Below are 13509 nucleotides of genomic sequence, written 5' to 3'. Positions count from 1 at the left end.
GTGACGCTCACGGTTACCGAGTCTGCGGTCGATGACACGGCGGTGGTGGTGCCCGGCACCCCGGTCACCGTGGACGTGTTGTCGAACGACGGCATCACGGATGCGGATGCTGACACGTTGTCTCTGGTGGATCCGGATACGGGCGAGCTGGTGACTACGTTGACGGTTGATGGTGGCGTGTGGAGCGTGGTGGACGGCCAGGTGGTGTTCACGCCGAACGATGACGTGTCCACGACCCCGCCGGCCCCGGTGACGTATGTGGTGTTCGATGGCGACGGGAATCCTTACAGCGCCGTGCTCACGGTCACGGTGGCCGAACCGGCGGTCGATGACACGGTGACCGGCACCGAGGGGTCGGGTCCGTTGGTCATCGATCCACTCGCTAATGACGGCAACCCGAACCTCGACCCGACCACCGTCCGGTTGGTGGATCCGGTCACGGGCCTACCGGTCACGACTGTCGAGTTCCCCGAAGGCACCTGGACCGTGGACACGACCACCGGACGGATCACGTTCACCCCGGCCGACGGGTACACCGGGGCAGTACCCCCGGTGACCTATGTGGTGCAGGACTCCCAAACACTCACCTGGTACAGCGGGCAGATCACCGGGGAGATCACGGCAGCCGACACCACCACGACCACCCCGACCACGGACACCACGGCGTCGGCATCTGGACTCCTCCCAGGAACCGGCTCGGTCATCGGCGTGGCCGCCTTGTTCATCGCCATGATCGCTCTCGCCCTTGGCCTGGTACTCCTACGACTCCGCCACCGCCCCACCAGCACCCCACACGGCCGGTAGGTCCCTTCGAGGCTCCTTCGTCGCACCTCAGGGACCCGGGGCGGCTTCGGGTCGTTAAGGTGCGGAGGCGGCCTGTAGCCCAGCACACCCAGAGACGCGGACGCAGAGCCGTGGACGGTCGCCGAGCACCTAGGATGGGGGCTATGGCAGATCGGACGTTCTACGCGACCACGCCCATCTTCTACGTCAACGATGCGCCACACATCGGGCACGGCTATACGACGACGATGGGCGACGTCCTGACCCGCTGGCACCGTCAGCGCGGCGAGAGCGTTTGGTACCTCACCGGCGTCGACGAGCACGGCCAGAAGGTGCTGCGCAAGGCCGAGGCCAATGGTGTCGACCCGCAGGCCTGGGTCGACGGCCTCGTCGAGCGCGAGTGGAAGCCGATGCTCCAGACCATCGACGCCGCCAACGACGACTTCATCCGCACCTCCGAGGAGCGGCACAAGATCGGCACGCAGGCGTTCTGGCAGCGCCTCTTCGACGCCGGTGCGGTCTACAAGGGCGAGTTCACCGGCTGGTACTCGGTCGGCTCGGAGGAGTTCGTCGGCGACGACGACGTCGCCGACGGCGAGGGCGACGACGAGGGCCACAAGGTCTCCACGCTCGACGGCTCACGGGTCGAGCACATGACCGAGACCAACTACTTCTTCCGGCTCAGCGACTACCAGCAGAAGTTGCTCGACTTCTACGAGGCGAACCCCGACTTCATCGCCCCGGCCTCGGCCCGCAACGAGGTCGTCAGTTTCGTTTCGCGCGGACTCACGGACCTGTCGATCTCCCGATCGACCTTCGACTGGGGCATCCGCGTGCCCTGGGACACCGACCACATCTTCTATGTCTGGGTCGAGGCATTGCTGAACTACGTCACCGCCATCGGCTACGGCGACGACGAGGAGCGCTTCGAGCGGATGTGGCCGGCCGACCTGCACATCGTCGGCAAGGACATCGCCCGCTTTCACGCGATCATCTGGCCGGCGATGCTCATGGCCGCCGGGCTGCCGATCCCGCACCGGGTCTTCGCGCACGGCTGGATCCTCGTCGGCGGGCAGAAGATGTCCAAGAGCAAGGCCAACGGCATCCACCCGAACGAGATCGTGGAGACCTTCGGCTCGGACGCCTACCGCTACTACTTCTCCCGCGCGCTGACCTTCGGCAACGACGGCTCGATCTCGTGGGAGGACATCGGCGCGCGCTACCACGCCGAACTCGCCAACGGACTGGGCAACCTCGCCTCGCGGGCCGCGGCGATGGTCGGCAAGTACTTCGATGGCACCCTGCCTGCGGCCGGTGACCTCACCGAACGCGAACAGGCCGTCATCGACCTCGTCGCGCAGGTGACGACCGACGCCGACGCGGCCGTGGACGCCGCCGCGCCGCAGGACGCGCTCGCCGCGATCTGGCGCATTGTCGACGCCCTGAACGGCTACGTCACCGACACCCAGCCCTGGCAGGTCGCCAAGGACGAGTCGCAGCGCGAGTACCTGGGCACGATCCTCAACACCACCGTCGAGGGGTTGCGCGCGCTCGCGGTGTTGCTGCATCCGGTCATGCCGAAGGCGACCGAGGTGCTGTGGGAGTCCGTCGGCGGGGCCACGGTCGGCGCGCTGGCCGATCAGCGCATCGATGACGTTCCGCGCTGGGGGCAGATCGCGCCGGGCACCCCCGTCGTCAAGACCGCACCGCTGTTCCCCCGCATCGAGCTGGAGGACTGATGAGCGACAGCCTCCGGTCCCTGAGGTGCGAGGCCGCAAGCGGTCGAGCCTCGAAGGGACCTACCGATGACTGATCCTGTCGACTGGCCGTGGCCGGAAGCGCCGGAGCCGCTGCCCCACCCGGTCGTCGACAACCACTGCCACCTCGACGTGCGGATCAGGGGCGGCCTGCGCATCGAGGTCGCCGACGCGCTCGACCGGGCCGCGGCCGTCGGCGTGCCGCGGATCGTGCAGGTCGGCTGCGATCTGGAGGACTCGCGCTGGGCCGTCGAAACCGCGCGCGAGCACCCTGCCATCGTTGCTGCGGTCGCGTTGCACCCCAACGAGGCACCGCGGCTGGCCGAGAAAGGTGAGCTGGACGCAGCCATCGCCGAGATCGACGCCCTCGCGGCCGACCCCCAGGTGCGCGCCGTCGGCGAGACCGGCCTGGACTACTTCCGTACCGGTGCCGACGGCCGTGCGGCCCAGCACCACTCCTTCCGCGAGCACATCCGCATCGCCAAGAGGCACGACCGCGCCCTCGTCATCCACGACCGCGACGCCCACGCCGACGTGCTCGCGATCCTCGACGACGAGGGCCTGCCCGAGCGCACGATCTTCCACTGCTTCAGCGGCGATGCGGCCTTCGCGCGATCCTGCATCGAGCGCGGTGCCTACCTGTCGTTTTCGGGTACCGTGACGTTCTCCAACGCCCCCGAATTGCGCGATGCGCTCAATGTCACACCGACCGATCGGATCCTCGTCGAGACCGATGCGCCGTTCCTGACTCCAGTGCCGTATCGGGGCCGTCCGAACGCCTCCTTCCTCGTCCCTTTTACCCTGCGAAATATGGCCGAAACACGAGGTGACGACCTCGCTGCGCTGTGCCGTCAGGTCGAGGAGAACACCGACCGTGCCTTCGGGGGTGCTTGGCCTCGCCATCGGCCCGCCGCAGCCTGATTTTCGGCGAATCGCTTTGACGCGGCCGTCTCGCTGGTTACCCTGGATGGGCTGACCGAGCGCTGAGAAGCGTGTGCCAACAGACGAGGAAAGCAGTAGTGAAGTTCCCCCATATCCGTTTTGACCGAGCCGATCTTCTGGCGCGATGGCGCCGAGGCGACGAGGACGGAGGAGCGAAGGCCCCCTGGGTCATCGCCCTCAACGTGTTCGTGATCCTGGCCCTCTCCGGAGGTGCCGCAGCTTACGCCGCCATGAGTACGACCGTTGAACTCACGGTCGACGGCAAGACCGAAACCGTCCGTACGTTCTCCAACACGGTCGAGGAGTTCCTCGATTCGCGTGGCATCGAATTGAAGGCCGACGACAAGATCAACGTCGACCTCGATGACGCCCCGTCCTCGGACGAGCCGGTCGTCATCGAATACGCCAAGCCGGTGACCGTCGTCGTCGACGGCGCAGCCACCGAGCAGATCACCTACGCCCCCAAGGTCGGCGACCTGCTTGAGGATCACGGCGTCACGCCGGACGAGGACGACTTCGTCTCGGCCAAGAGCGATCAGAAGATCCCGCGAAAGGGCCTCGACATCGTCGTCAGCTCCATGAAGGACCTCACGGTCGTCGCCGACGGCCAGACCCAGCACCTGCAGACCACCGCGCCGACCGTGGCCGACGTGCTGGAGGAGGCCGACGTCACCCTCGATGCCGACGACGAGGTCAATCCGGGCAAGGACGCCTACGTGACCCCCGACGCCACCCTCCAGGTCGTGCGCATCGTCACCGAGGAACGCACCGAAGAGGTCGACGTTCCGTTCGAGACCACGGTCCAGGAGGACCCCGAGGCGTACGAGGGCCAGAAGACCGTCGTGACGCCGGGCACCGTCGGCAAGGCGACCGAGAAGGTCAACGTCGTCATCGCCGACGGCCAGGTCCGCGACCGCATCGTGCTGGAGCGCACCGTCACCACCGAGCCGGTGACCCAGGTCGAGAAGCACGGCACCAAGGAGCCGGAGACCGTCGTCGGTGACGACGTGTGGGCCAAGCTCGCGCAGTGCGAGTCCGGCGGCCGGCCGAACGCGGTGAGCGCCAACGGCCTGTACCACGGCCTCTACCAGTTCAGCGTCGGTACCTGGAAGGCCGTCGGCGGATCGGGCCTGCCGTCGCAGGCTTCCGCCGAGGAGCAGACCATGCGCGCCCAGATGTTGCAGGCGCGCTCCGGCTGGGGCCAGTGGCCGCACTGTTCGGCGAAGCTGGGCCTGAGCTGAGCCGCGACGAATCGATCGAACCGAACCCCGTGCGTCTCCTCGGCGCGACCGACATCCGTCGGCTCGCCGAGGGTGCCGGGGTTCGGCCGACTAAGCAGCGCGGCCAGAACTTCGTCGTCGACGGCAATACCGTGCGACGCATCGTCCGCGTCGCGGGCGTGGGTGCCGACGATGTGGTGCTGGAGGTCGGGCCTGGCCTGGGATCGCTGACGCTGGCGCTGGCCGAGCGGGTCCGCCGGGTCGTCGCGGTCGAGGTGGACGAAGTCCTCGCGGCATTGCTGCCGTCGACCCTGGCCGAGCGCGCTCCGGGCCGCGACGTCGAGGTCGTGCTCGCCGACGCGATGCGGATCGAGGAACTGCCCGGTCCGGCACCGACGGCGCTGGTGGCCAATCTTCCCTACAACGTCTCGGTGCCGGTGCTGCTGCACATCCTGCAGCGCTACCCCTCGGTGACCCGCGCGCTCGTCATGGTGCAGGCCGAGGTCGCGCACCGGCTCGCGGCCGGCCCCGGATCGCGCACCTACGGGGTGCCGAGTGTCAAGGCGGCCTGGTACGGCCGGGTCGAGGCCGCCGGGACGGTCGGGCGCAGTGTGTTCTGGCCGGTCCCCAACGTCGATTCCGAACTCGTCGCCTGGACACGCCACGAGCAGCCGTGGGGCGACGAGGCCGCGCGGCTGCGGACGTTCGCGGTGGTCGATGCCGCCTTTGCGCAGCGCCGCAAGACGCTGCGTTCGGCACTGTCGAGCCTGGCCGGATCGGGGGAGGCCGCCGAGGCCGCGCTCGTCGCAGCGGGCGTCGATCCGCGCACCCGCGGCGAACAGCTCGACGTCCAGGGCTTCCGCGCCATCGCCGAGACCCTGCGCCCTGCTCCCTGAGGTGTGCTCTTCGTACCTCAAGGACCGGGTTGCCGCTGGCTGAGGTGCGAGGAGCTTGCGACGAGCCTCGAAGCCTGCGTCGGCGTGTCCCTTCGAGGCTCGCAAGCTCGCACCTCAGGGACCGGATGACCGAACAGGTCCCTGAGGTGCGACGAGGAACGAGGAGCCTCGAAGGGTCCTTCCTCAATGACCGAGGTCCCCCTTTCCGCGCATCCTCTAGGTTGGAGCCGTGACGTCGACGCTCGTGCGCGCCCCCGCCAAGATCAACCTCGGGTTGTCGGTCGGGCCGCTGCGCGCCGACGGTTTTCACGAACTGGCCACCGTCTACATGGCGCTCGACCTGCACGACACCGTGCGGGTCACGGCGCGTGAGGACGATCAGATCACCGTCACGGTCCAGATCGAGGGCCACGAGCGCGCGGACGTACCGCTCGGTCCGGACAATCTCGCGGTGCGCGCCGTCGAGACGCTGCGCTCGGCTGCCGGCGTCGGCCAGGGCGTCGACCTGGCGATCCGCAAGGTCATTCCGGTCGCCGGGGGCATGGCGGGCGGGTCGTCCGACGCCGCCGCCGCACTGGTGGGTGCCAACACCGTCCTCGGCATCGACGCCGACCGAGACGAACTGTCCTCCCTGGCCGAGGAGATCGGCAGCGACGTGCCGTTCCTGCTGCACGGCGGCATCGGGGTGGGCACCGGCCGGGGCGAGCAGATCATGCCGGTGCTCGCGCGCGGCCGCTACAGCTTTCTCATCGTCGTCGCCGAGGAGGGCCTGTCGACACCGGCCGTGTTCGCCGAGTTCGACCGCCTCGTGCCCGACCCCGATCCGCCCCGCATCGCGCCGGAGCTGATGGCGGCACTGCGCGGCAACGATGTGGAGCGGGTGGCCGACTTCCTGTCCAACGACCTGGAGATGGCGGCCCTCTCGCTGCGGCCCGAACTCGACGGCGTGCTGCAGCGCGGCGTCGATGCGGGTGCGCTCGCCGGCCTGGTGTCGGGTTCGGGGCCGACGTGCGTCTTCCTGCTGGACGGCGACGCCGAGGTCGAGTTCATCACCGCCGAGCTGTGGGACCTGCCGAGCTGCGCCGACGTGATCCACACCCACGGTCCCGCTCATGGCGCTCGCATCATCGGCTAGCGCGGGGCTTCGCGTCGAACTGCTCGGCCCAGTCCGGGTGCTGGCCGCCGGCCGCGAGATCGACCTCGGCGGCACCCGCAGCCGGGCGCTCGTCGCACGCCTGGCCCTGGCCGGCGGCCGTCCGCTGCCGGCCGATGCGGTGATCGACGACCTGTGGGGCGACGACCTCCCGGCCGACGCGCGCGGCGCGCTGCAGTCCGTCGTGTCACGGACCCGCCGCCGGCTGCCCGACGGCGAGGCCCTGTCGTGGTCGCCCGCAGGCTACTCGCTGCGCGTCGACTCGTGCGACCTCGCCGACCTGGAACGGCTGCTGGCGGCCCGCGACCCGGCCGCTGCGGGCCTGTGGCGGGGGAGCCTGTGCGCCGACGCAGGCGACCCGCCGTTCGTGCGTGAACTGGCGCACGGGTTGGAGGAGTCGCGCCTGGCGTCCCTCGAACTGGCGCTCGCGAACCGGCTCGCCGACGGCGCGACGGCCGCCACCGTGGCCGAGATCGTCGCCTTCAGCCGGGAGAACCCGCACCGCGAGGAGGGCTGGCGGCTGCGGTTGGAGGCGCTGGCCGCGACCGGCCGCGTCGCCGAGGCCGTCGAGGCGTACGAGGAGTTGCGGGCGCGACTCGCCGACGACCTGGGCATCGACCCCTCGCCGGCGCTGCGGGACCTGCATGTGCGGCTCCTACGCGGCGAGACGACCGGGCAGCCCCGGCCCGCCGCCCGCCGCCTCCCGGTGGCCCTGACGTCGTTCGTTGGCCGCGACACGGCAGTCGCTGCGGTGGTCGAGGCGCTGCGCGCGAGCCGCCTGGTGACGATCCTCGGCCCCGGCGGTGCGGGCAAGACCCGCCTGGCCGTCGAAGCCGCGCGGGTGGTGGACACCGCCGAGGTGTGGCTCGCGGAGCTGGCTGCAGCCGGCACCGAACTGGACGTCGTCCGGCTCGTCGGCGCGGCACTCGACCTGACCGAGGTCTCGGCGGTGGATCGCCGCTCCAAACCCGCCGTGATGGACGAACGTCAGCGGCTGCTGGACGGTGCCGCGGCCCTCGACGGCCTCCTGCTCCTGGACAACTGTGAACACGTCATCGATGCCGCCGCCCGGCTGGCCGCGGACCTGCTGGCGCACGGTCCCGGCCTGCGCATCGTCGCCACGAGCCGCGAGTTGCTGCGCGTCGACGGCGAGGCGGTCTATCCGCTCGAACCGCTGATGCTGCCCGAGCATGCGGTGAGCGTCGAGGAGGCCAGGGAGTACAGCGCCGTCCGGCTGTTCGTGGAGCGGGCGCGCAGCGCCGACCACGCATTCGCGCTCGACGACGCGACGCTGCCTGCGGTGATCGACATCGTCTCGCGTCTGGACGGCTTGCCGCTCGCGGTCGAGCTGGCCGCCGCGCGGCTGCGCACCGTGACCGTCGATCAGATCGCGGCCCGCCTCGGCGACCGGTTCCGGCTCCTGACCGGCGGCAGCCGCACCGCGCTGCCGCGCCATCGCACCCTTCGCGCGGTGGTCGACTGGAGCTGGGACCTGCTCGATGACGCCGAGCGCCGCCTCGCCGAGCGCGTCGCGGTGTTCCCCGCGGGCATCACCGCCGACGGGGCGGCGGCGGTGACCGGCCTCGACCCCGACCGGGCTGCGGACCTGCTCGGCGCGCTCGTGGACAAGTCGCTGCTCGCGCCCCTCCGGGCTGCCGGCGAGCCGCGCTTTCGCATGCTGGAGACCCTGCGCGAATACGGTATGGACCGACTGGTCGAGCACGGCGAGGTCACCGCCGTCCGCGAGGCCCACCTCGATCACATGCTGCGCTTCCTCCACGCCCACGACGCGCGGCTGCGCGGACCCGAGCAGCTCGAATCGCTGCGCCTCATCGACCTCGAATGGGGCAATATCGCCGCCGCGCTGCGGTTCGCCATCGACACCGGCGACCGGGTCCGCAGCGGCTCGATCCTGCTGGTCGTGTTCTGGTACTGGGTCATGCGCGGGCAGGAGGAGGAGCTGGCCCTGTGGGCCGGCGAGGTCGCCGCGCTCCCGGCCGGGGACGACCCGTCGGTCGAGCTGGTCCTGCACGCCATGATGGCGCTGGCCGAACTGGAGCGCGGCGAGCGCGACGGCCTGGACGGTCACGTCGCGGCGATCCTGGCCGCCCACGACACCGGCCGGGTGCGGGGCTTCTGGGGCGACGTGGTGCTCGCGGCTCTCGACTTCTTCGGGCTGCTCGGTGACCGTGTCCTGGAGGAGCCGACCGACCCGTGGAGCCGGGCGGCCGTCGCCCTGACGGGCGTCATGCTGATCGACAACGCCGGTCAGGGGCCGGTCGACCCGGCTCGGATCGAGGCAGCGGTGGAGGGGTTCCGGGCGGTCGGTGATCGCTCGGGCCTGGCGGCAGCGCTGACCGCGCGGGGCAACGAGGAGTCGATGCAGGGCCGGTTCGACGAGGCCATCGCGTCCTGGCAGGAGGCGCTGATCGCGCTGGAGCAGCTGGGTGCCGACGACGACCATGCCTATGTGCGTTCGCACATCATCGGCGCGCGGGTCGCGACGGCGACGCTCGAGCAACTCGGCGAACTCAAGGCCGAACTCGAGGCGCTGCGCGCTGCGGCGACGGGCGAGCGCAGCCGGGGGATCGTCACGGTCCTCCTGGCGCGCATCCTCCTGATCGAGGGCGACGCCGACCAGGCGGTGTGCTTGCTGGAGTCGTGTGCGAGCGCTGTCGTGCCGGGGAACTCCCATTCCCGCGCCCTCCTGCACGCCCTGCTGACACGGGCCTACCTGGCGGCCGGTCGCCTTGAGGAGGCCGTGGCCGCGCTTCGGCGGGGTTTCCTCCACGCCGACCGCACCGACGACATGCCCATCGTCGCGACCCTCGCGGTGTCCTCGGCGCACCTGGCCCTGGCCGAGGGCGATGCCCCCCTGGCCGCCCGGCGGCTCGGCGCGGCCGATCAGATCCGCGGCCGCGAAGACCTGTCGGATCCCCGGAGCCGCGAGTTCGCCGACCGGTTGCGCGAGGCGCTCGGCCCGGCGGCGTTCGACGAGGCGCTGGCGGCGGGACGGGCACTCGACCGCCCCGCCGCCCTCGCCCTCATCCGGGTCGACGAGCGCTGAGGCTCACGCCTTGCGCAGGTAGGCCCGCACGGCCAGCGGCGCGAAGATCACCAGGATCGCTCCGGCGGTGACGACCGACCAGAACACGTCCTGCGCGACCGGCCCGCCGGTGAGGATGCCGCGCAGTGCATCGGTCAGATGCGTGACGGGATTGACCTGGACGAACGCTTTGAGCCAGCCGGGCATCGTGTCGGCCGAGGCGAACATGCTCGATCCGAACGTCAGCGGGAACATCGCCAGCATTCCGAAGCCCTGCACCGAGCCGGACTCGCGGGCCACCATGCCGAGCCATACCGAGATCCAGCACAGCGACCAGGCGAAGCCGAGCGCCAGCAGGTAGGCCGCGAGGACGCCGGGCAGTCCGCTCGTCGTGCGATAGCCCATGACGAAGCCCATGAGCAGCGTCACGAGGATCGTGATGGAGTAGCGCATGCCCTCGGCGATGACCGCGCCGATCAACGGAGCCGACCGGGCGATGGGCAGCGACCGGAAGCGGTCGAACACGCCCTCCTTGATGTCGGTGTTGAGGTTCACGCCGATGCTCACGGTGCTGAACAGGACCGTCTGCAGCATGATGCCGGGCAGTACGAACTGCAGGTAGTCGTGCGTCGATCCGCTGATCGCCCCGCCGAGCACGTACACGAAGATGACGAGGAACAGCGCGGGCTGCAGCGTGACGTCGAAGAACTGCTCGGGGTGGCGCACCATCGTGGTGACCGACCGGCCGGCGAGCACCAGCGAGTGGCGCAGCCAGGCGAACGGCGGCTCGGTGTCGAGGCGTTCGGGGGGAAGGGCGAGTGTGGTCATGCCAGGGCCTCCTGGGTGTCGGCCGGCTCGCCGCTGCGGCCGATGAGGGAGAAGAAGACCTCGTCGAGACTGGGCAGCTGCATCGACAGCTCGGTCACTGGGAGGTCGTGGGCGGCGAGGTCGGCGACGATGCGGGCGAAGGCCTGCTCGCCCTCGATGGGCATCGTCAGCACGCCGCGCCCGGGCGACTCGACGCCCGCGGAGGAATGCCGTTCGAGCACGCCGCGCACCGCGCCGAGATCGCCGGCGTGCGTCGGCTGGACCCGCAGGAACCGGCCGCCGACGACCTGCTTGAGTTCGGTCGCGGTCCCGTCGGCGATGACGCGCCCGCGGTCGATGACGGTGATGGCGTCGGCCAGCGCGTCGGCCTCTTCGAGGTACTGGGTGGTCAGCAGCACCGACGTCCCTTCTTCGGTCAGTCGGCGTACGAGGTTCCACACGTCGTCGCGCTTGCTCGGGTCGAGGCCGGTGGTCGGCTCGTCGAGGAAGATCACCGAGGGGCGGCCGACGAGGCTGGCGGCCAGGTCGAGCCGCCGGCGCATGCCGCCGGAGTAGGTCTTGATGCGCCGGTCGGCGGCCTCTCCCAGGTCGAACTGGCGAAGCAGCTCGGCGGCACGGGCGGCCGCGTCCGCACGGCGCAGGTTGAGCAGTCGGCCGAACAGGACGAGGTTCTCGCGCCCGGTCAGCATTTCGTCGACCGAGGCGTACTGCCCGGTCAGGCCGATGGCGCGCCGGACGGCGTTGGCGTCGCGGACGACGTCGTGCCCGGCGACGAGGGCGCGGCCGCCGTCGGGGCGCTGCAAGGTGGCGAGGATGCGGACGGCGGTGGTCTTGCCGGCGCCGTTGGGACCGAGGACGCCGAGCACGGTGCCTTCGGGCAGGGTGAGGTCGATGCCGTCAAGTGCCTGGGTGTCGCCGAAGCGCTTGGTCAGCCCTTCGGCTTGGATCGCATAGGTCATGGCACGAGCCTGACGGCGGCCGCTGGCACGGCGCTGTCGCCCTGCTGACCGGCGGCGCGTCGGCTGACAGTGAGGCGACCGCGTAGGTTGGTCCGGTGACATCGGCCCCGGCGCAGCGCGCCCTTTCCGCCCCGTGATCCCGCTCATCGTCGGCGAGGGACTCACCGTCGACGTGCCCGCCAAACGGGTGCTCGACGGGGTCACCCTCGGTCTCGGCGAAGGCGACCGGGTCGGGGTGGTCGGCCGCAACGGGGACGGCAAGTCGACGCTGCTCGGTGCGCTGGCGAAGCGCCGCTCGCTCGACGCCGGGCGTGTCACGTGGCGGCGCGACCTGCGGGTCGGCTTCCTCGATCAGGCCGACACGCTGCCTGCGGGCGCGACGGTCGGCGCGGTGGTGGCCGGGGAGCGGGCCGACCACGAGTGGGCCGGCGATGCGCGCATCCGGGATATCGTCGCCGGGCTGCTCGGCGGCATCGACTGGGACGCGCCGGTCGGCTCGCTCAGCGGAGGTCAGCGACGGCGGACCGCCTTGGCCGCGCTGCTGGCCGGGGAGTGGGACGTGCTGATCCTCGACGAGCCGACCAACCATCTCGACGTCGAGGGCGTGGCTTGGCTCGCCGAGCATCTGGACGGCTGGGCCGCGCGGGACCGGGCGCTGGCGGTGGTGACGCACGACCGGTGGTTCCTCGACGCCGTGTGCCGCACGACGTGGGAGGTCCACGACGCCGTGGTCGACTCCTTCGAGGGCGGCTATGCGGCCTATGTGCTGCAGCGGGTGGAGCGGGACCGGCAGGCGGCCGCCGCCGAGGAGCGTCGGCGCAACCTGCTGCGCAAGGAGCTCGCCTGGCTGCGCCGGGGTGCTCCGGCGCGCACCTCGAAGCCGAAGTTCCGCCTCGACGCGGCCGCAGAGCTGATCGGTGCCGAGCCGCCGCCGCGTGACGCGGTCGAGTTGACGAAGCTGGCGACGGCCCGGCTCGGCAAGGACGTGGTCGATCTGCTCGATGCTTCGGTGTCCTACGACGGTCATCGGGTGCTGGACCGGATCGAGTGGCGGATCGGACCGGGGGAGCGGGCGGGCATTCTCGGCCGTAACGGTGCGGGCAAGTCGACACTGTTGGGACTCGTGACCGGTGACGTCTCACCGACCGAGGGACGGGTGAAGCGCGGCAAGACGGTGCGGATCGCCACGCTCTCGCAGTCGTTGCACGAGCTGGACGCGGTGGCCGACGAGCGGGTGGCCGACGTGATTGCGCGGCAGCGGGCGACGTATGCGGCCGGGGGCAAGGAGTTGACGCCCGCGCAGCTGTTGGAGCGGCTGGGCTTTCGCGCCGGTCAGCTGGCGACGCCGGTGCGCGACCTGTCCGGCGGGCAGAAGCGGCGCCTGCAGTTGCTGCTCGTGCTGCTCGACGAGCCGAACGTGCTGATCCTCGACGAACCGACCAACGACCTCGATACCGACATGCTCGCGGCGGTCGAGGACCTGCTCGACACCTGGCCGGGAACGCTGCTTGTCGTCTCGCACGACCGCTACCTGCTGGAGCGGGTCACCGACCATCAGTACGCCGTCCTCGACGGCCGCCTGCGTCACCTTCCCGGAGGCATCGACGAGTATCTGCGGCTGGCGCGGGAGCCGCAGGTGGCCGCTCCTGCACCGATCACTCCGGCGAACCGTTCTGCGGGTCTGTCGGGTGCCGAGCGTCGTGCTCGGCAGAAGGAGGTTTCCTCCATCGAACGCCGCCTCGACAAGCTGGCCGCCGAGGTCGAGCGCCTGCACGCAGGCATGGCGGAGCACGACCAGAGCGACTACACGGGCCTCCAGCAGCTCGCCGAGCGGGTCGCCGGGATCGAGGCCGAGGCGGCGTCCCTGGAAGACCGCTGGCTGGAGCTGTCCGAACTCCTGTCCGACAGCTGAGCTGGTCCCTACC

At 70.6% G+C, this 13509-nt stretch carries 10 protein-coding genes; 8 read left to right on the top strand and 2 right to left on the bottom strand.

Annotated features, from left to right (window positions below; translation table 11 throughout):
• From QM597_RS10865 to QM597_RS10835, 7 genes are all read left to right on the top strand, one after another.
• The coding region (locus QM597_RS10865) for an Ig-like domain-containing protein (protein WP_415004907.1) at positions 1–804 on the top strand (804 nt) is incomplete at its 5' end.
• Between the two features lie 143 nt (positions 805–947).
• Positions 948–2522 (top strand): methionine--tRNA ligase, encoded by a 1575-nt coding sequence (gene metG, locus QM597_RS10860; RefSeq protein WP_415004906.1) that lies wholly within the window; start codon positions 948–950, stop codon positions 2520–2522.
• 66 nt (positions 2523–2588) lie between these two features.
• Positions 2589–3461 carry a TatD family hydrolase gene (locus QM597_RS10855; RefSeq protein WP_415004905.1) on the top strand — a complete coding sequence of 291 codons (873 nt, stop codon included), beginning with the start codon at positions 2589–2591 and terminating at the stop codon, positions 3459–3461.
• Positions 3462–3559: 98 nt separating this feature from the next.
• Positions 3560–4723, top strand: coding sequence for a ubiquitin-like domain-containing protein (locus QM597_RS10850; protein WP_415004904.1), 1164 nt, complete (start codon positions 3560–3562; stop codon positions 4721–4723).
• A 29-nt stretch (positions 4724–4752) separates the two neighbouring features.
• Complete coding sequence (gene rsmA, locus QM597_RS10845; protein WP_415004903.1) at positions 4753–5598, top strand: 16S rRNA (adenine(1518)-N(6)/adenine(1519)-N(6))-dimethyltransferase RsmA; 846 nt, start codon at positions 4753–4755, stop codon at positions 5596–5598.
• Positions 5599–5827: 229 nt separating this feature from the next.
• The gene (locus QM597_RS10840; protein ID WP_415004902.1) at positions 5828–6733 is read left to right on the top strand and encodes a 4-(cytidine 5'-diphospho)-2-C-methyl-D-erythritol kinase; all 906 of its coding nucleotides are present in this window, start codon (positions 5828–5830) and stop codon (positions 6731–6733) included.
• The gene (locus QM597_RS10835) at positions 6711–9818 is read left to right on the top strand and encodes a BTAD domain-containing putative transcriptional regulator (RefSeq protein WP_415004901.1); all 3108 of its coding nucleotides are present in this window, start codon (positions 6711–6713) and stop codon (positions 9816–9818) included. Before QM597_RS10840 ends, QM597_RS10835 begins: the two co-directional genes overlap by 23 nt.
• A 3-nt stretch (positions 9819–9821) precedes the next feature.
• Here the strand turns inward: QM597_RS10835 and QM597_RS10830 are convergent, their stop codons facing one another.
• Together QM597_RS10830 and QM597_RS10825 are read right to left on the bottom strand one after the other, a co-directional pair.
• Positions 9822–10625, bottom strand: coding sequence for an ABC transporter permease (locus QM597_RS10830; protein ID WP_415004900.1), 804 nt, complete (start codon positions 10623–10625; stop codon positions 9822–9824).
• Positions 10622–11584 carry an ATP-binding cassette domain-containing protein gene (locus QM597_RS10825; RefSeq protein WP_415004899.1) on the bottom strand — a complete coding sequence of 321 codons (963 nt, stop codon included), beginning with the start codon at positions 11582–11584 and terminating at the stop codon, positions 10622–10624. The genes QM597_RS10830 and QM597_RS10825 overlap by 4 nt, the downstream gene beginning before the upstream one ends.
• A 133-nt stretch (positions 11585–11717) precedes the next feature.
• Between QM597_RS10825 and QM597_RS10820 the strand changes: the two genes are divergently transcribed.
• Positions 11718–13496 (top strand): ABC-F family ATP-binding cassette domain-containing protein, encoded by a 1779-nt coding sequence (locus QM597_RS10820; RefSeq protein WP_415004898.1) that lies wholly within the window; start codon positions 11718–11720, stop codon positions 13494–13496.
• Positions 13497–13509: the final 13 nt, after the last annotated feature.

Origin of the sequence: Aeromicrobium sp. (assembly GCF_047607065.1) — a bacterium.
Classification (GTDB): Bacteria; Actinomycetota; Actinomycetes; order Propionibacteriales; family Nocardioidaceae; genus Aeromicrobium.
Note: the sequence above shows the minus strand (reverse complement) of the source record. Positions and strands in the feature narration are given on the sequence as shown.